Origin of the sequence: Pedobacter polaris (assembly GCF_005116505.1) — a bacterium.
Taxonomy (GTDB): Bacteria; Bacteroidota; Bacteroidia; order Sphingobacteriales; family Sphingobacteriaceae; genus Pedobacter; species Pedobacter polaris.
Genome location: NZ_SWBR01000001.1, coordinates 971,378 through 992,419, shown reverse-complemented (window position 1 = coordinate 992,419; position 21,042 = coordinate 971,378). Strand labels below are relative to the sequence as shown.

General features: G+C 34.3%; 23 protein-coding genes and 1 pseudogene. 10 read left to right on the top strand and 14 right to left on the bottom strand.

The genetic code is table 11. The features are described from left to right. The first annotated feature begins 123 nt into the window (after positions 1–123). The 5 genes from FA048_RS04405 to FA048_RS04390 all read left to right on the top strand — a co-directional run bounded on the left by FA048_RS04405 (position 124) and on the right by FA048_RS04390 (position 3,442). Positions 124–756 carry a thiamine phosphate synthase gene (locus FA048_RS04405; RefSeq protein WP_136838988.1) on the top strand — a complete coding sequence of 211 codons (633 nt, stop codon included), beginning with the start codon at positions 124–126 and terminating at the stop codon, positions 754–756. A gap of 316 nt (positions 757–1,072) precedes the next feature. After that, entirely contained in the window at positions 1,073–1,240 is a 168-nt protein-coding gene (locus FA048_RS19685) for a hypothetical protein (protein WP_169306811.1), read from the top strand. Positions 1,241–1,536: 296 nt separating this feature from the next. After that, on the top strand, positions 1,537–1,719 hold the full coding sequence (locus tag FA048_RS04400; RefSeq protein ID WP_136838987.1) for an alpha/beta hydrolase: 183 nt from the start codon (positions 1,537–1,539) through the stop codon (positions 1,717–1,719). A gap of 1 nt (position 1,720) precedes the next feature. Further along, on the top strand, positions 1,721–2,119 hold the full coding sequence (locus FA048_RS04395) for a group III truncated hemoglobin (RefSeq protein ID WP_136838986.1): 399 nt from the start codon (positions 1,721–1,723) through the stop codon (positions 2,117–2,119). A 30-nt stretch (positions 2,120–2,149) separates the two neighbouring features. Beyond that, positions 2,150–3,442, top strand: a complete 1,293-nt coding sequence (locus tag FA048_RS04390) for an MFS transporter (RefSeq protein ID WP_136838985.1) — start codon at positions 2,150–2,152, stop codon at positions 3,440–3,442. Here the strand turns inward: FA048_RS04390 and FA048_RS04385 are convergent. From FA048_RS04385 to FA048_RS04330, 12 genes are all read right to left on the bottom strand, one after another. Further along, positions 3,439–3,678 carry a PLDc N-terminal domain-containing protein gene (locus tag FA048_RS04385; RefSeq protein ID WP_136838984.1) on the bottom strand — a complete coding sequence of 80 codons (240 nt, stop codon included), beginning with the start codon at positions 3,676–3,678 and terminating at the stop codon, positions 3,439–3,441. The two genes, FA048_RS04390 and FA048_RS04385, sit on opposite strands and share 4 nt — an antisense overlap. 272 nt (positions 3,679–3,950) lie before the next feature. Beyond that, positions 3,951–5,699: an ABC transporter ATP-binding protein gene (locus tag FA048_RS04380; RefSeq protein WP_136838983.1), complete on the bottom strand. Its 1,749-nt coding sequence runs from the start codon at positions 5,697–5,699 to the stop codon at positions 3,951–3,953. A gap of 88 nt (positions 5,700–5,787) precedes the next feature. After that, entirely contained in the window at positions 5,788–6,351 is a 564-nt protein-coding gene (gene frr / locus FA048_RS04375) for a ribosome recycling factor (RefSeq protein ID WP_136838982.1), read from the bottom strand. A gap of 41 nt (positions 6,352–6,392) precedes the next feature. Then, a complete protein-coding gene (gene pyrH / locus FA048_RS04370) occupies positions 6,393–7,100 on the bottom strand; it encodes a UMP kinase (RefSeq protein WP_136838981.1) in 708 nt (235 codons plus the stop codon). A gap of 136 nt (positions 7,101–7,236) precedes the next feature. Continuing rightward, complete coding sequence (gene nagA, locus FA048_RS04365) at positions 7,237–8,331, bottom strand: N-acetylglucosamine-6-phosphate deacetylase (RefSeq protein ID WP_136838980.1); 1,095 nt, start codon at positions 8,329–8,331, stop codon at positions 7,237–7,239. A 330-nt stretch (positions 8,332–8,661) separates the two neighbouring features. Beyond that, on the bottom strand, positions 8,662–9,507 hold the full coding sequence (tsf, locus tag FA048_RS04360; RefSeq protein WP_136838979.1) for a translation elongation factor Ts: 846 nt from the start codon (positions 9,505–9,507) through the stop codon (positions 8,662–8,664). A gap of 97 nt (positions 9,508–9,604) precedes the next feature. Continuing rightward, the gene (gene rpsB / locus FA048_RS04355) at positions 9,605–10,450 is read right to left on the bottom strand and encodes a 30S ribosomal protein S2 (protein ID WP_131551444.1); all 846 of its coding nucleotides are present in this window, start codon (positions 10,448–10,450) and stop codon (positions 9,605–9,607) included. A gap of 20 nt (positions 10,451–10,470) precedes the next feature. Then, positions 10,471–10,857: a 30S ribosomal protein S9 gene (gene rpsI / locus FA048_RS04350; RefSeq protein WP_136838978.1), complete on the bottom strand. Its 387-nt coding sequence runs from the start codon at positions 10,855–10,857 to the stop codon at positions 10,471–10,473. A 16-nt stretch (positions 10,858–10,873) separates the two neighbouring features. Beyond that, positions 10,874–11,317, bottom strand: a complete 444-nt coding sequence (gene rplM, locus FA048_RS04345; protein ID WP_136838977.1) for a 50S ribosomal protein L13 — start codon at positions 11,315–11,317, stop codon at positions 10,874–10,876. 456 nt (positions 11,318–11,773) lie between these two features. Beyond that, complete coding sequence (locus FA048_RS04340; protein WP_136838976.1) at positions 11,774–12,730, bottom strand: hypothetical protein; 957 nt, start codon at positions 12,728–12,730, stop codon at positions 11,774–11,776. 9 nt (positions 12,731–12,739) lie between these two features. After that, a complete protein-coding gene (locus FA048_RS04335) occupies positions 12,740–13,294 on the bottom strand; it encodes an ORF6N domain-containing protein (protein WP_136838975.1) in 555 nt (184 codons plus the stop codon). A 123-nt stretch (positions 13,295–13,417) separates the two neighbouring features. Continuing rightward, positions 13,418–14,035: a DUF1579 domain-containing protein gene (locus FA048_RS04330; protein WP_136838974.1), complete on the bottom strand. Its 618-nt coding sequence runs from the start codon at positions 14,033–14,035 to the stop codon at positions 13,418–13,420. 495 nt (positions 14,036–14,530) lie between these two features. On the opposite strand from FA048_RS04330, the gene FA048_RS04325 reads away from it, so the two are divergent. Together FA048_RS04325 and FA048_RS04320 are read left to right on the top strand one after the other, a co-directional pair. Then, positions 14,531–14,737, top strand: coding sequence for a YtxH domain-containing protein (locus tag FA048_RS04325; protein WP_136838973.1), 207 nt, complete (start codon positions 14,531–14,533; stop codon positions 14,735–14,737). 25 nt (positions 14,738–14,762) lie between these two features. After that, positions 14,763–15,449, top strand: coding sequence for a class I SAM-dependent methyltransferase (locus FA048_RS04320; RefSeq protein ID WP_136838972.1), 687 nt, complete (start codon positions 14,763–14,765; stop codon positions 15,447–15,449). A gap of 25 nt (positions 15,450–15,474) precedes the next feature. On the opposite strand, the pseudogene pepT reads toward FA048_RS04320, so the two are convergent. Continuing rightward, positions 15,475–16,727, bottom strand: a pseudogene (pepT, locus tag FA048_RS04315) (peptidase T). Between the two features lie 173 nt (positions 16,728–16,900). Here pepT and FA048_RS04310 point away from each other — a divergent pair. From FA048_RS04310 to FA048_RS04300, 3 genes are read left to right on the top strand one after another with little or no spacing between them, the layout of a single operon-like run. Continuing rightward, the gene (locus FA048_RS04310) at positions 16,901–17,581 is read left to right on the top strand and encodes a porin family protein (RefSeq protein WP_136838971.1); all 681 of its coding nucleotides are present in this window, start codon (positions 16,901–16,903) and stop codon (positions 17,579–17,581) included. A gap of 50 nt (positions 17,582–17,631) precedes the next feature. Beyond that, on the top strand, positions 17,632–19,374 hold the full coding sequence (locus FA048_RS04305) for a M14 family zinc carboxypeptidase (RefSeq protein WP_136838970.1): 1,743 nt from the start codon (positions 17,632–17,634) through the stop codon (positions 19,372–19,374). 4 nt (positions 19,375–19,378) lie between these two features. Further along, entirely contained in the window at positions 19,379–19,993 is a 615-nt protein-coding gene (locus FA048_RS04300; protein WP_136839408.1) for a rhomboid family intramembrane serine protease, read from the top strand. On the opposite strand, the gene FA048_RS04295 is transcribed toward FA048_RS04300, so the two are convergent. Beyond that, positions 19,976–20,944, bottom strand: coding sequence for a hypothetical protein (locus FA048_RS04295; RefSeq protein ID WP_136838969.1), 969 nt, complete (start codon positions 20,942–20,944; stop codon positions 19,976–19,978). The genes FA048_RS04300 and FA048_RS04295 overlap by 18 nt on opposite strands. Positions 20,945–21,042: the final 98 nt, after the last annotated feature.

Genomic DNA, 21,042 nt, shown 5'->3' with positions numbered 1-21,042 from the left:
TGAACGAAGCGAAGCGAGGAGATATCTCATACTGATTTCCACTGCCAGGACAAAGGAAGTTGTTATGATGTTAGAGATTTCTCAATCGCAAAAGCTCATTTCGAAATGACGATAACTAGGCTTATGAAAAAATACATCGAAAAAATACATTTCATTACCCACGATATTCCACAGAGTTCGCATATTGAGCAAGTTCAGGTAGCTTGTGAAGCAGGAGCAAAATGGATTCAATATCGTTGTTTAAGCAAATCTGATGATGAACTATTAACTGATATTAATACCATAGCAGAAATTTGTGATGATTGGGGATCAACATTAATTGTAACTAATCATATTCATTTAAAAGGTAAGGCAGATATACAAGGTTTTCATATTGAAGATATGGATGCAGATTTCATCGCTCTGCGTAAACAAATTGGAGAAGAATTTACCTTGGGAGGTTCTGCAAACACGGTAGAAAATTTAATCCGGTTAGCTAATGAAGGGGCGGATTATGCTGGTTTTGGTCCTTTCAAAGTAACGACAACAAAATCTAACAACTCTCCATTGCTTGGCATAAATGGTTATACTAATGCAGTAGAGGAGTTAAGATCTAAAAATATAGATTTACCAATTTTAGCTGTTGGCGGAGTTACTTTAGCAGATATCCCTCAACTTTTAGAAACTGGCATTTATGGTATTGCAGCATCTTCAGGCATTAATCAGGCTGAAAATATGTACGAGGCATATTTAGACTTCTATAAGGCGATTGTTTAAATTGTTGACACATTAAATTTATGCTCTGCTCTTCCCATAAAAAACGGGAATCATAATGCTATAAAAGGTTTTTAGTATACAAATTAGGTTCATCTTAATTATAATCGCGTTAAGATGCCCAGTCAAGCTGAGCATGACGAATCGGAATAAAAATTACAAAATCAGGTCGTTTATGCCTATAAAAAAGCTTCTCAATAGAGGAGCTTATATTGATATACTTTTACCTACTGTGCTAGAAAGTTGTTAAAGCTATTATAGTTACAAGGCAATTATTTAAAAATATAAAACCAGCAAAGTTATTCCCTAGCTTTACTTTATGGTATATTTCATCAGTGGTTTAGGCGCCGACGAGAGGGTTTTTCAGTTTCTAGATTTATCTAAAATCGAATATCAATTTATTAGATGGAATGAGCCTAGAAAAAATGAAAGTTTATTTAATTATTGCGAAGAACTCACTAAGCAAATTGATAAACTAATGATGTAATTTTAATAGGCATTTCTTTTGGAGGAATTATCGCTCAAGAAATCTCCAAAATTATTGCTTGTAAAAAAGTAATTATCATATCAAGCGTTAAGTCTAAAAGTGAATTTAGCTGGCAACTTAGATTAGCAAGCAAATTACAAATTCATAAAATTGCGCCTCTTTGGTTTTTAACCTTAAGCAATAAACTTACGGCCGACTATTATTTTAGCTTAGAAAGTAAAGCGGAATCTATCTTACTTCATCAAATAATTAGAGATACAAATCCAAAGTTTTTGGTTTGGGCAATAGATCAAATTATGAATTGGGAGAACGAAGATTATCTAAGTAATCTGATCCATATTCATGGAACAGCCGATAAAATTTTTCCAATAAAAAATATTCGAAATGTAATAGAAATACCAACTGGCGGTCATTTTATGATTGTGAATAAAGCTTCTCAAATAGAACAGCTTATATTTGACTTATTAAAAAACCTTTAATATGGAAGCTCAACAAACAGATATTCTAACTTTAGATGATGTTAAAATATTGGTAAACAACTTCTATGGGAAAGTTAGAGATAATGAATTATTATCTCCTATTTTTAATGGAGTTATTCAAGACAATTGGCCAGCACATTTAGAAAAAATGTATAGTTTTTGGCAAACCATATTGTTAGATGTTCAAGCTTATAGCGGTAGCCCATTTTTAAAACATGCCAAGCTTCCTATAGCAAAAGAACATTTTGATACTTGGATTAACTTATTCAACGAAACTGTTGATGAGCATTTTACTGGTGAAAAAGCAAGTGAAGCAAAGTGGAGAGCAGTAAAAATGAGTGAGATGTTTCAATATAAATTGGATTATTATAAAAATAATCCTGCACAACCTTTAATTTAGCATTATAAAATTCAATACAAAATATATCCATTGGAAGAACAGTCCATTATTGTTGAGAAAAAAGATCCTTTTGCAGCCTTACGTTACCGAGAGTTTCGCTCTTATTTAGGAATGCGATTTTTCTTTACGTTTGCTTATCAAATGCAAGCTATTATTATTGGAGCTCACATTTATCATTTAACTAGAGACCCTCTTGCACTTGCTTTTATTGGACTTTCTGAAGCAATACCTGCAATTTCTATAGCTTTGTATGGTGGTTATTTAGCAGATAAACTAGAAAAAAAAGGCTTGCTGCTTAAAATTTTTTCGGCGGTTTTGCTAGCATCTATTGTAATGCTTTTGGCGACAAGTCATAAAATGAGCTCATACATTCCTACAAGTTATATTGTTCCAATTATGTACGGAATGATTTTCTGTGTTGGCTTAGCAAGAGGTCTATTTGGTCCAGCAACTTTTTCTTTAATGGCCTCTATTTTACCTAAAAAACTATATCCCAATGCCAGCACATGGAGTAGTTCATTCTGGCAATTGGCTTCTATTTTAGGTCCGGCAGCAGGTGGTTTAATTTACGCCAGCCTTGGCATATCCATATCCTACATCACGATTATTGCTTTCATTGTTTTGGCTATTGTTTGTATTTTGTTCTTAAAAACTCATCCTCCTACTTTCATCCCAAAAGAAAGCATTATTAAAAGCTTACAGGAAGGCATTCAATTTGTATTTAAAAGTAAAATGATGTTAGGTGCGATGAGCTTAGATTTATTCTCAGTGTTTTTTGGTGGTGCAGTTGCTTTGCTTCCCATATTTGCTTATGACATTTTACACGTAGGATCTGAAGGTTTAGGTTTCATGAGAGCTGCTGCTTCCTTGGGTTCTGTATTAACGATGTTAATTATGACCAGATTCTCTCCTATGAATAGGCCTTGGAGAAACTTATTAATTGCAGTAACAGGTTTTGCTGTGAGTATTATTTGTTATGGCTTATCAACTAGTTTTTATCTGACTTTATTCTTTTTATTTTGCGAAGGAGCATTTGATAGTGTGAGTGTGATTATTCGTTCTACTATTATGCAATTGCTTACACCAGACCAAATGCGAGGGAGAGTTTCAGCAGTAAACAGTATGTTTATTGGCTCATCAAATGAAATTGGTGCATTCGAATCTGGTTTAACCGCAAAATTAATGCGTACAGTGCCTGCTGTAGTTTTTGGAGGAAGTATGACTTTGGGAATCGCAGCAATTACTTATTTCAAAACAAAAAGCTTACTCCCATTAACTTTAAATGATATTAAACCTGCAGATAAAATAGAAGATCAGATTTAGACCACTGGCAAATTAGTTGAATTTTTAGGTTTCAAATAGTCTTTTCTGATTACCAAATAAATGATGCTGCCTAAAAAAGGAGCAAATAAAACCAGTGCTAAAAAAACAAATTTCATTAATCCCGTTTTAAACTCCGATCGCAAAATATCTACAATACAATAAACTATTAACAAAATCGGAATAGCCACAATGGCTAAAATTACGCCGACACCTATATTTAAAAAATCTAAAAGCATACTTGTAAAATAGATCTAGCCCGCAAAAAGTTTTAATTTTCTGAAAAGCAAAAACTCTTTTCCAATTAATGTCAGTCCGGCTTTCCATTATATCTGCTCGCTTGCTCACAGGATGTCATTTCAATCCGGTTTAAATAACATCAGCCTGTGTTACTATTAAAATATTAAATGCATAAAAAAAAGCATTGTCATTCCGACTTTGGGGGTATTTTTCAGCATAGTATTTAAATTAATAGATTCTTCGCTTCGCTCTGAATGACAAAAAATTCTTATTAGCTATCAATACGTTCCCCAACCTGCTGTCTCCACATGGCAAAATACAAGCCTTTTTCGGCTAATAAATCTGCGTGTTTACCCTGCTCAATAATATTTCCTTTTTCCAACACATAAATTTTATCTGCATGGCGAATAGTAGATAAACGGTGAGCAATTAATATGGTGATGTGGCTAGTTAAAACAGACACGTCACGTATAGTTGTCGTAATTTCTTCTTCTGTTAGCGAATCTAAAGATGAAGTTGCTTCATCAAAAACTAAAATATCTGGGTTACGCAATAATGCCCTAGCGATTGATAAACGCTGTTTTTCTCCACCAGAAACCTTTACCCCACCTTCTCCAATTACGGTATCTAAACCTTTATCAGCCCTTGCTAATAAATTATGGCAGGCAGCTTGATGAAGAACCCTCATTATTTGTTCATCGCTTGCATTTGGCTTTACAAACTGTAAATTTTCACGAATAGTACCTGAAAATAGCTGTGTATCTTGCGTTACAAAGCCAATTTTTTCACGCAACTGATCTAGATCAATTTGCTTGCCTGATATTTTGTTATAAAATACTTCACCTTCTACTGGTTGGTATAAACCTACCAATAGTTTAACCAAAGTAGTTTTACCTGAACCCGATGGACCAACAAAGGCTATCGTTTCTCCATTATTTACAGCAAAACTTACGCCGTTTAGCGCATTGTGTTTACCAGATAAATGCTTGAAACTCACATTTTCAAATGCCAAAGTTTCTACCTTTTCTATTTGAGCAGGATTTGCTGGTTTTACATCAATTGGTGTATTTAATATCTTTTTAAAATTGCCTAAAGAAACTTCGGCCTCACGCCAAGCTAAAATAACATTACCCAACTCTTGTAGCGGACCAAATAAGAAAAACGAGTAAAACAAGAAAGAAAAGTATTGTCCTGGGGTAATGGCTTTATCAAAAATTAACATCAATAATACTACAACCATTGTACTTCTAACCAAGTTTACGGTAGTTCCTTGCACAAAGCTCATACTTCGTACATACTTAACTTTCCTTAATTCAAGCCCTAAAATTTTATAGGTGGTTTTATTTAATCGGTCTATTTCTTGACTAGCTAAGCCTAAACTTTTAACTAGTTCTATATTTCTTAATGATTCTGTAGTAGATCCTGCCAAAGCAGTAGTTTCTGCAACGATAGATCTCTGTATTGTCTTTATTTTACGACTTAAAAACCAACTTAAAAAGCTAATGATTGGGATAGATGCTGCATAAATTAACGACACTTTATAACTCACGCTAAGTGAATAAACAATAACAAAAATTAGCCCGATTAAACTCACAAAAAGAATGCTAATGAAGGAGGTAATGAATTTTTCGCTGTCCGTTCTCACCTTTTGTAAAATCCCTAAAGTTTCCCCACTTCGTTGATCTTCAAATACTTGGTATGGTAATTCTAGAGAGTGTTTCAATCCATCGGCATACATTTTAGCACCAACTTTTTGTACAATAATATTGGTAAAATAATCTTGAAAGTTTTTAGCTATTCTAGAAACCATGGCCGCACCAACTGCTAAACCAACAAGGCCTAATACACCCCAAATGTATTCACTTCTACTTAATTCGTTATGTCTATTGATAAATCTATCTAAAATCTGACCTGTAAAATAGGGATCCATCAGAGAAAACCCTATGTTGAATGCCGCTAAAACTAAAGCTAACACCACAACCCACTTATATGCTTTTAAATATTGGAGCAGTAATTTCATTTTTTATTTTGTTTGGAAGGCAAAAATAAACAAAGGGAATGAAGCTTAGCAACATTCCCTTTTAAATTACATTTAGACGATATACAAATTAGATCGTCATGATATCTTTTTCTTTTACTTCTGCGTGTTTATCTACTTTAATAATATAAGCATCTGTTATTTTTTGAACTTCAGCTTCACCTGTTTTAATTTCATCATCAGAAACACCTTCCCCTTTTAACCTTTGAATTTTAGTGTTAGCATCTTTACGGATATTACGAACAGTAATACGGCCTCTTTCTGCTTCTTCTTTTACTTTTTTAACTAAATCTTTACGGCGTTCTTCTGTTAAAGGTGGTACAACCAAACGGATGATAATACCATCATTTTGAGGGTTGATACCAATATTTGCTTCCATAATGGCACGCTCAATTGGCACTAATAAAGCTTTTTCCCAAGGTTGGATAATCAAGGTACGAGCATCTGGTGTAGTGATGCCACCAACTTGAGATAAGGGAGTTGGATTGCCATAATAGTCAACCATAATTCCATCTAACATTCCAGCTGATGCCTTACCAGCTCTTATTTTGGTTAATTCAGCTTCACAATGGGCAATCGCTTTGTCCATGGCACCTTGTGCATCAACCAATTGTTTCTTTATGAGGTCATTCATGTTTTGTAGTGTTTATGCAAAAATATAAAAATTGCTCAAAATTAACCTTGAACTAGTGTTCCTATTTCTTCGCCATTTGCAATTTTCATAAAGTTGCCATTTTTATTCATATCGAACACAATAATAGGAACTTTGTTTTCTTCGCAAAGTGTAAAAGCTGTCATATCCATTACGTTTAATCCTTTTGCATAAACTTCTCTGAAAGTAATTTCTGAATATTTTGTTGCATTTGGATCTTTTTCTGGATCTGCTGTATAAATTCCATCAACACGAGTACCTTTTAGTACTGCATCTGCATTAATTTCAATTGCTCTTAATGCTGCTGCAGAATCCGTTGTGAAATATGGATTTCCAGTACCTGCTCCGAAAATAACAATACGGCCCTTTTCGAGGTGACGAACAGCTCTTCTGCGTACAAATGGTTCGCAAATTTGCTCCATTTTAATGGCCGACAATAAGCGAGTTTTCAAGCCAACTTTTTCAAGTGCATCTTGCAATGCCATACTGTTAATTACAGTAGCTAGCATACCCATGTAATCTGCTTGCGCTCTGTCCATTCCAGATTTTTCTGCGCTAAGTCCGCGAAAAATATTTCCACCACCAATTACAATCGCTATTTCTAGGCCTTTATCATGAACTGCTTTTATATCTTCTGCATATTGCCTTACACGCTCATTATCAATTCCATATTGCTTATCGCCCATTAACGACTCGCCACTTAGTTTCAGTAAAATCCGTTTATACTTCATGACCTCAAAAATAACCACATTTTTTTAATTAAACCTGATGCATAGCAAGAAAGTTTCATAATCGATTATATCTTTTTTTGTGATGAAGTTTTCTGCAGTTGCTATTTGGTACAATGTTCAATCTAAGAAAAATTAACTATGATTTAAAAACATGCTTCAAGTTTAATTCAGACGACAATAAAAGAAGGTCTGCATTATAACCAATTTCAATTTTACCCTTATTGTTTTGTTGACCCATCACTTTAGCGGGATATAAACTAGCCATTTTTATCGCTTCGGCTATCGGAATGTTGCAATAGTTTACACAATTCTGTACTGCTTGTACCATAGTAATATTTGAACCAGAAAGTGTACCATCCGGTGTGATAAATTTATCTCCTAATAATTGATGCTGGTAAGGCCCAATATTGCATGCAGTAACAGCATCCGTAATTAAAAACAAGCGATCTTGCATTAGTTTTTGGCTCATCTTTATGATTTCAAAATCTACATGACTACCATCGGCGATGATACTTGCCATTGCTGTTGGGTGATTAAATAAAGCTGTTGGTAAGTTTGGTTGTCTGTGATGGATTGATGGCATCGCATTAAACAAATGGGTAGTAGTAGTTATCCCTTTATTATAGGCTAGCGTTGCTTGCTCAAAAGTGGCATCGCTATGCCCCATTGAAAGTACTATGCCATTATTTAACAACAGCTGAATAACTTCATCATCTTGTAGCTCTGCAGCGATGGTCATCATTTTTATAACGCCATCTGCTTTTTCAAGCAATGATTGTACTTCTTCTAGAGTGGCTTTCTTAATAAATTCAGCAACGTGTGCACCTCTTCGTTTTGCATTTAAATAAGGGCCTTCTAAATGCAAACCCATAAAACCCTTGGCTTGAGAGCGGTAAGCCTTAGCAGCTTCAATTGCTTGATGAATAATTTCTGTAGCGTTAGTTGCTACACAAGCTAAAAAATTTGTAGTTCCTTTGCTAATCAAATCTTCGTCCATTTGAGCCAAAGTAGCTGCAGTTGGATAAGCAGAAAATAAATTACCACCGCTACCGTAAATTTGTAGCTCAATAAATCCGGGGACTAAATAATCTTGTTCTGCATCAATAACCTCACAACCATTTGGTATAGTTCCATCAGTAAAAGCAACTATCTTACCTTCGTTAATTAGAATGGTTTGGTTAGCAATTAATTCATTATCTCTAAAAAAACGACTATTGGTTATGGCAATCATAGGATGAAGTTATGTTGCAAATATAGAAGATTTAAACACATAGAAACATAGGGCACATAGGTAGGTCTTAAAACTTTGCAACTGCTAATAATTGCACTAGCTTCTGTTTTATAAACCCGATAGTAGTGAGCACTGTCCCGATTCTTCATCGGGTGAGTAAAACGGATAGCGGGACGAATGTTAAGATGGAAAAAGATTTGGCTTTACCTTAAATAGATTTGCAAAGCAAGAAAGATTGCTTCGTTGCTACGCTTCCCTCGCAGTGACGAAATTCATTGAAACAAAAAAGCCCCGATAAATCGAGGCTTTTAATATTTAAAAAGGTCTTTATTAAGAACCTAATTGTACTCTTTTGAAAGCTGTTACTGTTAATCCTTTAGCAGTATTGTCTAAGAATTTACGAACATCTACTGAACCGTCTTTAACAAACTCTTGGTTTAATAAAGTGCTGTCTTTGTAGAATTTGTTCAATTTACCAGCAGCAATTTTTTCAACCATTTCTTCTGGTTTACCTTCTTGACGAATAACATCTTTAGCAATTTCGATTTCACGCTCGATAGTAGCAGGATCAACACCGTCTTTATCAACAGCAACTGGGTTCATTGCAGCAATTTGCATTGCAACATCTTTACCAGCTTCAGTAATATCTACACCATTTGCACCTTCAAATACCACCAAAACACCCATTTTACCATTAGAATGGATATAAGATACGATTTTCTCACCAGATACATTTGCGTAATCTTGAATAACGATTTTCTCTCCTATTTTACCAGTTAATTCAGTTATGGTTTCAGCAACTGTACGTCCATCTTCCAATGTAATCGCTGATAATTCTTCAGTAGAAGCAGGATTGTTAGCAACCGCTGCAGCTAAAACAGCCTGAGCTAGATTACGGAAATCTTCAACTTTAGAAACTGGTTCAGTTTCACAAGCTAAAGCAACTAATTTACCATTTGTGCCATCTGCTGAAACATTGATTGATACTAGACCTTCAGAAGTAGCATTACCAGAACGAGCGGCAGATACTTTCTGACCTTTTTTGCGCAATAAATCAACAGCAGCTTCGAAATCGCCATTGGCTTCTACTAATGCTTTTTTGCAATCCATCATACCGGCTCCGGTTTGTTGGCGTAATTTATTTACATCTGCGGCAGTAATTTGTACTGTAGACATTTTGTATGTTTTTTATTTTTTTATAAAATATTATGGGTTGAAGGTTACAAGGTTATGGGTAAACCCGCAACTCGTAACTCTCAACCCATAACTTAATTTAAGCTTCTGTAGAATCTTCTGTTGATGCTTGTGCGTCAGCAGTTTCTTTTTTAGTTGGTCTTTTCTCACCAGCAGCTCTAGGCTCTTTAGATTCTGGAGCATCGGCAGCAGTTTTAACAGCTACAGCTTCTTTTTCAGCTTCATCATCTTTTTCGCGTTTGCGCTCGTCTAAACCTTCTTCTATTGCTTTGATAATTACATCAGTAATCAATAAAATTGATTTAGTTGCATCATCATTCGCAGGAATTGGGAAATCGATGTTAGATGGATCAGAGTTAGTATCAACCATTGCAAAAGTAGGGATGTTTAATTTCATCGCCTCTGCTACAGCAATATGCTCTTTTTTAACGTCGATTAAGAAAATTGCAGCCGGTAAACGGTTTAAATCTGCAATACCACCCAATAAGCTTTCTAATTTGATACGTTCACGTTGAATCATCAAACGTTCTTTTTTAGAAAGGATTGAATATGTACCGTCTTTAGTCATTTTATCGATGGTAACCATCTTTTTAATTGACTTGCGTACTGTAGCAAAGTTGGTTAACATACCACCTAACCAACGTTCGGTTACGAAAGGCATGTTTACTTTTCTTGCTTGTTCAGCAACGATTTCTTTAGCTTGTTTCTTAGTAGCTACAAATAAGATCTTACGACCTGATTTTACGATTTGTTTAATCGCTGCTGCAGCTTCTTCAGTTTTAGTTAAAGTTTTGTTTAAATCTATAATGTGAATCCCATTGCGTTCCATAAAAATATATGGTGCCATTTTCGGATTCCATTTGCGGGTAAGGTGACCAAAGTGTACACCTGCATCCAATAAGTCTTGATATGTAGTTCTTGCCATTGTGTTTGTCTCCTTTAAGATTAACGTTTACTGAATTGGAATTTCTTACGTGCTTTTTTACGTCCTGGTTTCTTACGTTCAACCATACGCATATCACGGGTCATTAACCCTTTAGCACGTAATGCTGGTTTTTTCTCAGCATCTAATTCAACAATAGCCTTAGCGATTGCCAAGCGAACTGCTTCTGCTTGTCCTTTTACTCCACCACCATTAACATTTACGTTAACATCATATTTACCAATTAATTCAGATACTTCGAATGATTGGTTAACAATGTATTGTAGAGGTAATGTTGGGAAATATACTTTGTGATCTTTACCGTTAACGGTAATAGTGCCGTTGCCTTCTTTTAAATAGATACGGGCAACTGCAGTCTTTCTTCTTCCTGAAGTGTTTGTAACTGACATTTCTTTTCTCTTTTAATTAAAGTGTAATGGTTTTTGGTGATTGTGCCGAGTGCGGATGCTCCGAACCAGCGTAAACAAAAAGATTGGTGTACAATTTTTTGCCCAATTTTGTTTTTGGTAACATACCACGAACAGCCTTCTCAACTACGCGAGTAGGGTGTTTTGCCATTAATTCTTTAGGAGAAATAAATTTTTGACCACCTGGATAACCAGTATAAGAAACATATTGCTTATCGCTTAATTTGTTTCCTGTCAATTTTACCTTGTCTGCATTAATAACGATAACGTTATCACCGCAGTCTACGTTTGGGGTAAACTCTGGCTTGTGTTTTCCTCTAATAATCATTGCGATTTTAGAAGACAAGCGCCCCAAAATCTCTCCTTGTGCATCAACTACAACCCACTGTTTGTTAACAGTTTTGGCATTGGCAGAGACAGTTTTGTAACTTAACGTATTCACTTGCTTTTTATTTAATTTGTTAAAAAATATATTAATTCCCTGTTTTTTAGGGACTGCAAAGATAGGGAGAATACTTTAATTACCAAAGGGTTGGCAGAAAAAAAGTTGGGTATTGAGAGTTATGGGTTAAGAGGTTAGGTTGTTTAACTAGGAAAATGCTCAAAAACAATTAATTAAGGTGTTTTGAAAAGCAGGGTAGAGGCTTTTTTGAATGATAGTTCTGGCTTTACGCTAAATCTTTATTTTCAAGCTTTGACAACTTTCTTTCTATTGAGCTATTAAAGTTGTCAAAGCTAAAAAGAAAATAAAGGATATCGCTTCAATCCAGTTTAAATGGCAAGGATTGTGTAAGGAATGAGGGTTGCATGTAACAACACTTTATAATTATTTGAATAAAACATCCTCGATATAAAAGAGGACGCTTGCGGGTTTAAATAAGAAAAGAGCAATAAATATTTAACTTTTTATAGTTTTGACACTCCAATTTATAGCATACCATAGGTAGCGCAATCCAAAAATCACCGCCAGGCAAATTAAAAAGATGTTTAAAGTAGCCTTATTTATTTGGCGGGAGTTTAAAATAGTTTTACTTTCTTCCTTATGTATGAACCATATAGTATTAACTCCTTTTTGTAAGGAATTTATTTTTTGACTCAATGCGGTATCCGATTTTTCTAAACCTAAATCTTCTAAAGAGGGCAAATCGTTAATCTTCCCAGAACTTTGAAAGTTATCGACTGAAAATTGATTGAAGTTTTTAGTGGTAAGGCTGTTTTCAATCATAAAGTTATAGAGTTTCCTTTGTTTTTTAACGTCTGTATATTCTTCATAAAAACTCGCTTTATTTTTTGAAGTTAAACCGTTGTCTAATAGGAGTTCGTATATGGGGATTTGATCTGAAGGTAAAGATGATTGTTTTTTAGGGGGGCGTGGAAGATAGGTTCTTTCGCCTTCGATCACCGATCTATATTCTGGGTACTTTTCTAACATTTTCGTAGTTAACCCTTCGTCATCTACATCACCATATTCTGGATATTTAGCTTTCACTATTTTAGCAAACTTTATTCTGGATAATTGTTTGTTGATAGTGGAAATTTTTGAGTTTGATTTCATTGAAGATAATGTCTGACCACCAAATTCAGCATACGGATCATCAAAAGCAGAAAGATCAAACTCAGCGAGGTCTATTTTTTTAATCGGTATTCCGAATTCGTCTAATTGTACTTGAAATGTTTTTCTTAAACTATCCAACTCTGCCTGTTTAGTTTTTAATTGTTGGCTGAGCTCAACTGTATTTTTCTTTTTTATAAAATTATAACTATATATGCCGCCATAAGTAAGTATGACAGTAATTACGCATAAAAAGAAAAGCAAAAACTCTCTTGCAATTATTTTTTTCTTTTTTAAATCCATAAGCTAAATCTACAAATCATCAGGCTTAAAACCAATTCGTTTTCTGGGCTGGTTTTCCTTGTCAATTAGCTTATCCAAATAACTAAAAACAAGTTCAATATTCTTATCGTGATTTTGGAGGTGTTTTTTAATATCGGCAATTTCGAGTTTTAATTCGCTATGTTCATTTAGCAGTTTCCGCAACCTTGTAAAAATTCTTACAATTTGGATGTTTACTTGGATGGCTTGCTGGCTGTTTAAAACACTTGAGAGCATTAGTACGCCATGTTCTGTAAAAACAAAAGGTAGTTTTCTTCTGCCTCCACGACCATCTTTCTTTGAAACAGTTTTTGATATCACAAATTGTGATATCAAAAGCTCCCACTCAGCTTCATTTAGCTGGAACATAAAGTCTTCAGGAAATCTTTCTAAATTTCGTTTTATAGATTGATTTAAAACACGAGTCTCAACCCCATAAAGCTCTGCTAAATCACTATCAAGCATTACTTTTTGATTTCTTATCTCATAGATTTTGTTCACAACAATATCATCAGATATTATTGCAAGGAATTGTTTGTTGGTCATAGGTAAACCAAATATAACCTAATATTTACTTTTTTAGCGCACAAACTACGACTTCAGGTTTGTAAGAGTTATTCTACAAAAAAGCCCAAACAAGTGCTTGGGCTTTTTAAAAGTCTATTTAAACTATCTTTTCTTCAGCACAATAGACATGGTTTTAACTTCTTTACCACCTTCTTTAGTATCAAACATTTCCATGTGTTGGGTTTTATCATCAATAATCTTCAATGTCTCTCTCATCATAATATCCTTACCAGTGACCACATCAGTAGCTTTCCCTTTTAGGTTCATGGTCATTGTCTTATCATCAAAAGCTCCTTCCAAATACATCAACCCAGTTCCCATATTATCAATCCAAGTGCTGATATATACTTTTCTTGAATTATCATAGGCTAAGGTATTCATTCCTTCAAATGGCATTCCATCAACATCTCCTTTATAACTAGACTGTTGATATCTTCCACCTAAAATCATTTCGGTTTCACAAACTGCTTTATTTACACTGGTATCCCCACCCATATAAAAAGTAATTTCGGCATCCCATTTACCATCAGCTTTTGCTAACATTTTATGTACATCACCAGGTGTCATATAGGCAGCCCAAGCTTTATTCATTGCAGCTGTATCAATTGGCTTTTCAGCTACATTTACTTTTGAAGTGTCAGACGATGCATCTTTCTTTTCACTATTACATGCTGCAGCAAGCAGTGCTAAGCAACACAAAGACATCATTAATTTTTTCATGTTTTTAATTTTTAAGTTTTCCTAATTGTTTAAACAAAAATCACATCCTTTGCTCTTTTAAGCCTTTTACTAAATATACGGTAAATTGTAATACTACAGCTAAACAAAAAGTAAAGCTAAGAGATAGAAATATTCGGGTATCATTACTTACAAAGTTGTACTCAAATGAAGATATTAGGATATTTATAGCCCCATACATTATAAAACATACGTAATACAAACTCCATGAGCCTGTTAAATAATGCCATATTTTCCATTTGTATTTGTCAAGTTGATAACTTCTTAAACAAAGCCAGTTAAAAATTATAACCATAAATATTCCGGCCGTAGAATTTAATGTGCCATCTTTAAGGTATATCAATACATAAACAATGGCAAATATTAAATTAAAGTAAGAGAGTTTTTGAAGCATGTTGTTGTTTAATGGTTTAAAATGCAACTTATAATGAACAATTACGTTTTAATATTGTTAGGAATTTATAAAAAACTTAGATTATGACAAAGCAAACAAAAATTTTAGCAGGATTATTAGCTGGCGCTGCTTTAGGTGCCGTAGTTGCATTAGTTATTGCTTCTGATAAAGATGATGAATTAAAAGGAAAAGTAAGTGACTGGTTTTGTGACCTTTTAGATAGTTCAAAAGACAAAATTGGCTCAGTAGGTAGTTTGGTAAAAGATACTTTATCAAAAGTTAAAGCTTAGTTCCTTCATTAGTTATCTTTGAAGCATGGATGTATTCGGAAATGCTTTATTAGATTTTTATAATAATGGGGTGGCCGATACCTTGTGGCTCCATAATTCTTACGGTGAGCCTGAAGAAATGCCAATCGACATTTTTTTTAGAACTGAAGAAGAAATGCCACCCTTAGAACATACAGCGCTAAGCTTGTGTTATGGTAAAATATTAGATATTGGCGCTGGAGTAGGGAGCCATGCATTAGTATTGGAAGAATTTGGAATGAATATTACAGCAATAGATATTTCGACTAATGCTGTAAAAATCATGAAACAACGTGGTGTTAAAAAGGCTTTTGCACAAGACATTTTTTTGGTAGCAGAAAAATATGACACTCTTTTATTTTTAATGAATGGCATTGGTTTAACTGGTACATTGCAAGGCTGTATAGCTTTTTTAGAAAAAGCAAAAAACTTAATTAATCCTGGTGGACAACTGCTTTTTGATAGCTCAGACATTTCTTATCTGTACGAAGACTTAAAAGAACCCGAAAATCAATACTTTGGTGAAGTAAGTTTTTGTTACGAGTATCAAAAACAAAAAGGAAATTGGTTTAATTGGTTGTACTTGGACCAAGAAACACTCATCCGTATAGCCAAGCAAATTGGTTGGCATTGTGAAATTATTTTTGAAGACGGTGAAGATCAATATTTAGCAAGGTTAAAATTGATTAGCTAATTTGCAAATTCACTAATTTATCACATTAGCTTCTCTCTTCCCAAATACAGGCAATATTGATAATGGTTTGTCGGCTTTCTCCATATCCTGAACAGAAACCCATTCTTGTTTACCATGAAAGGCATGTTCTCCAGCAAAAATATTAGGGCATGGTAGTCCCATGAAAGACAAACGAGAACCATCTGTTCCTCCTCTTATGCTACGCTTTTTAGGTATTATTCCTGCTCTTTTTATAGCTTCAATGCCATTTTCAATAACCTGAGGGTATTTATCCAATACCTTTTTCATATTACGATATTGTTCTGTTATTTTAAATTCATATGTAGAGTTTGGGTAAGATTTCAGCACATCTTTAACTAAATTTTCTAATGTAGTTTCATGAGCCTTTAACAAATCGTCATCAAAATCTCTAATTATAAATTGCGCATCTGCTTGTTCTGCTTGCCCATGAAAACTTACCGGATGAATAAATCCTTCTTTCCCGCTGGTAGTTTCAGGTGTTAATTTATCTTTAGGCAAGGCCGACATAAGATCTCCCATTGCTTTGATTGCACTTTCCATTTTTCCTTTGGCAAAACCAGGGTGAGCGCTCACACCATGAATGATCAGCTTAACGCCATCCGCAGAAAAAGTTTCATCTTCAATGGAGCCTAATGTTTCCCCATCTACTGTATATGCGAAATCAGCACCCAATTTCTTGAGGTCTGCCTTATCTACTCCCCTCCCAATCTCTTCATCAGGTGTAAATAGAATTTTCACTTCCCCATGCTTAATATGGTTATTATGAGTTAAAAAAGCAGCTGCTTCCATAATCGCAGCTAAACCTGCTTTATTGTCTGCTCCTAAAAGTGTAGTGCCACTTGCAGTAATAATATCATTACCTATCTGGTCTTTTAAATCTGGATGATCGCCCAATTTTAAAATTATTGAGCGATCATCTGGCAGAACCAAATCTTCTCCTTGGTAATTTTCATGAACAATTGGTTTTACATCTTCTCCACTACAATCTGGTGAGGTATCCATATGAGAACAAAAGCAAATTACTGGAACTTTTTTATTTGTGTTTGCTAAAATGGTTGCATATACATAACCATAATTATCCATATGGGCATCTTCAATGTCGATTTCCTTTAATTCATCTACTAATACCTTCGCTAAATTCTTCTGCTTTAAAGTAGATGGGCAAGTTGTAGAGTCTGCATTAGACTGTGTATCTATTTTAGCATATTTGATAAATCGCTCTTGAAGTTTTTGTTGCTTATTTGTATAAGTAGTCATGATTTTTCAAAAATACTTAATAAATACAATAAAGATTATATTTTTGTAGCTAAGGCAATTGATACCAAAACTTTAAAACCATCTTACTATTTCTGTTTTACCAGAGTATTTAGTTAAGATTAATTCAATTTTGGTTCAGTTGATTCGAAACATTTTCTAAACATACCCTACAATTGAAAAGAATAACGCTTATACTCACAATCCTATTCACAAGCTTGGGGCTTTTCGCTCAAACTAATTTTTACAAAATTAGCATTGGCGGCGGGGCTGGCACAACACTTGCCTTTGCAGATTTGAATAAGAAAACATTGGCATTTGCTGGCTATGGTACCCTTGATTACTTTATAACGCACTATGTTAACATTGGCTTTGAGTTTCAAAAAGGTGAGCTCGCAGGTGGCGATATTACTTTTGACCCTAACAATAGGCAATTTATTAACTCTTATATTTCTGGCACAGGCAATATCAAGGTTCAACTTGGTGAATTTTTAACTCAATACCACCTCAATAATGTTATTTTGAACAACCTTAGAGGTTTATATGCGGGTGTTGGATTTGGTTATATTAAAAATAAAATATCTAATGTTAGATATTATGGGGAGAATTATTATCCGGGTGCAGATAAAAGCGTAGAAGGCATTGTACCAATTAATTTAGGCATCAATTTTTATTTCCCAGACAAATGGGACCATACTCGCTATGCCATAAACTTAAATCTTCAAAATACGATTGCTATAGGAGAAGGCTTAGATGGTTATGGATCATCTGGCGCAAAACACAATGACATGTACTCTTATTTTTCTGTAGGAGTTAGGTATCATTTTGGACCTTTCGGTTTAGATAAAAGAAGATAATTCTTAAATAAAAAAAGTAATTTAGGAGGCTTTAACCAGTTCATCATTTTATGAAAAGACTATTCCTTTTTTTGTTGCTTTTTATTTCTATTTCGACTTTTGCCCAGCAAACTCCTTATGAGCTGAGTAATAAACTGGCAACTACCACTTATGAAGAAGCCATAAAATTTTATGAAGGTTTAGCAAAGAAATATCCTCAACAAGCTAAACTACTCACTTATGGACTTACAGATTTTGGCAAACCTTTACATCTGTTGGTGTTATCAAAAAATAAAATCTTTGACCCTGTTGCGTTAAGAAAAAGTGATAAAAGAATTTTTTTAATCAATAATGGCATTCATCCAGGAGAGCCAGAAGGTATAGATGCAAGCATGATGTTTGCTAGAGACTTACTTAAAAATAATAAGCTATCAGATGATGTGATAATCTGCATTATACCTATTTATAATATTGATGGGAGTCATAACCGTAGTGGAACATCTCGTGCAAACCAAAATGGACCAGTTGCTTACGGCTTTAGAGGAAATAGTAAAAATTACGATTTAAATAGAGATTTTATCAAAACTGATTCGAAAAACTCCCAAGCGTTTCAGCAAATCTTTAATACCTGGCAACCAGAAATTTTTGTAGACACTCATACAAGTAATGGTGCAGATTACCAATACACAATGACACTTATCCCAACTCAAAAGGATAAGTTAAATCCGATTTTATCTAGGTACCTAACTAATACTCTTGTACCTGATTTGTATAGTAAAATGAAAACCAAGGGCTTTGAATTAATTCCTTATGTAAATTCTATTAATGAAACTCCAGATGCTGGGATTACAGGATATATAGAATCTCCTCGCTACTCTACAGGTTATGCTGCCTTGCATAATTCTATCGGTTTTATGCCAGAAACACATATGCTTAAAAGCTTTGATAAACGTGTAGAATCAACTTATAAATTATTAAATACCTATACGGAAGTAATTGTAAGGGATGCAAAATTAATTGGTCAGAACAAACGTAAAGCAGATGAATACACAGCAAGTCAAAAAGATTTTACATTAGACTGGAAATTAAATCGCACAGTTTACGATAGCATTGAGTTTAAAGGTTATGCTGCCAAATATAAGTCTAGCGGGGTAAGTGGTACAGATAGACTGTATTATGATAGAAATGAACCTTACACTAAAAAAATTAAATACTGGGACAAGTTTGAACCAAGTTTAATAGTTACCAAACCAATTGCCTACATCATTCCAAAAGCTTGGGATAAAGTGATTGCACTGCTGAAACTAAACAATGTTAAAATGCAACAATTGGCTAATGATGCGAAGTTGGATTTAGACATGTATTACATAGGCGAAATGAAAACCGGAACTCGGCCTTACGAAGGACATTATTTACATTCGGGCGTTAACTTAAATACAGTAAAACAAAAGGTACAATACTATGCCGGTGATTATGTAGTGTATGTAAATCAATCTAATAACCGCTATATTGTTGAGACTTTGGAGCCGCAAGCCATCGACTCATTTTTTAATTGGAATTTTTTCGATTCTATTTTAGGTCAGAAGGAAGGGTATTCTAGTTATGTTTTTGAGGACACGGCAACTGAGCTACTAAAGAAAAACCCAGAGCTTAAACAAAAATTAGAAGAAGAAAAACAGAAAAATCCTGATTTAGCAAAAAGCGGAAGAACACAATTAGACTTTGTTTACAAGAACTCTGACTATTACGAAAAAACTTACATGCGCTATCCAATTGGAAGACTGCAGCAGGACACCAAACTAAACTTGAAATAACATGATGCAATATTTAAATGACACCCCTGTCGCTTCCATTATATTTTTATTTACAATAATTACTAGTGTTTATGCTTTTAATGATGCCACACTATACGGCAAATTTATGATGCATCCGTATTCTATAGCTAATGGTAAAAAGTATTATACATTTATTACCAGCGGACTAATTCATGCAGATTGGATGCACCTATTCTTTAATATGTTCACCTTTGTTGCATTTGCATTTAAGTTAGAAACTTTAATTGGCCATTGGCAGTTTGCACTACTGTATTTCGTAAGTATGGTATTGGCAGATATTCCATCCGTTATAAAACACAAAGCAAATTTTCGTTACAATAGCTTGGGAGCTTCAGGAGCGATAAGTGCAGTTTTGTTTAGCTATATTTTATTTTATCCGTTAAGCAAGTTGATGATTTTTCCAATACCGTTTGGCATTTGGGCGATAGCTTTTGGAGCATTGTATTTGATATATTGCTATTTCATGTCTAAACAATCTCGAGACAATATTAACCATGATGCTCACTTTTTTGGTGCATTAGCAGGCTTAGTAATTACGCTTATTTTAACACCAGGAATTATCCCTCACTTTTTAAATCAACTAGGAATAGGCGGGTAACAAAGGCTCCTCAAAATAACTCATTGGAGCAGTTGGATCCTTAATAATTTCAAAGAGTGTATGGCCCCAAGGTTTCCAAAAATTTTCTAACACTTGACCGTAAGTTTTATTCGTCCACACATCAAAAAGCGCCTTATTTTGAGTTCCTTTTAAGGGCATGGCGTCTATGTAAATTACACCCTCAACTGGCATAATATTATATTCTGGTAAACGATTAAATAAATAAGCTGAATAGAAAAAACGAGCGGCAATTTCTTCAAACTGTTGCTCTGATACCGCTTTTTTTTCTATCGAATTTAATATCTCTTGATGGTATCTTTTGTTTGTTCCATTATCTTGTAAACAAGCAATAATGCCAAAATCTTTAAACTTTAAAGAGAAAGTTAAGGTATTAATTTCATCTCTAAAACTAAAAGCAGTCTCAGCTTTTTCTAGTGGAACAATTATGATAGACCAAGGTGTAAAATCTTCTAAAACTACATCACGATATATGCTTTGTAACATGGTATGCAGGTTGCCAAATTTATGCATTAAACCTTGCGACATATTCATTCCATCACCACTTAATTGTTGTAAGCGAATAGCACCTTGCATTTCGATATACAAAAAGCTATACATTAATTTACCAATCCAGTTAAATAAATCTAGTTCAGGCAAAGCTGAAACCCCTTCGAAACCTTTGCCAAAAGCTAAAGCAATTTTATCTTCTAGTGGCGAAATGAACTGATCGAACACGGTTGTATTACAAGGAACTACTAAGCTTTTATAAGTTCTAATTGTTTCATCTAGTAATTGGATCTGCTCATTGCCTGTTAAGTTTGCCATAGATAAAAGCCAGTCTGGCAAAACATTAACAGTTACCAAAGGCGAGGGAAAAGCATCGCCACTTAAAAAGCATTTATCGTTTTTGAAATCGAAGTTTTTGAAAGGTTTGTATAAAGCAGTATTCATTGCTGCAATATTAGCTAATAAATTAATAAGGTAAATCAATACCAGGTCAAAAGAGTGCTGGGGTTAAAAGTTGAAGGTTACGAGTTACAGGTTTAAGC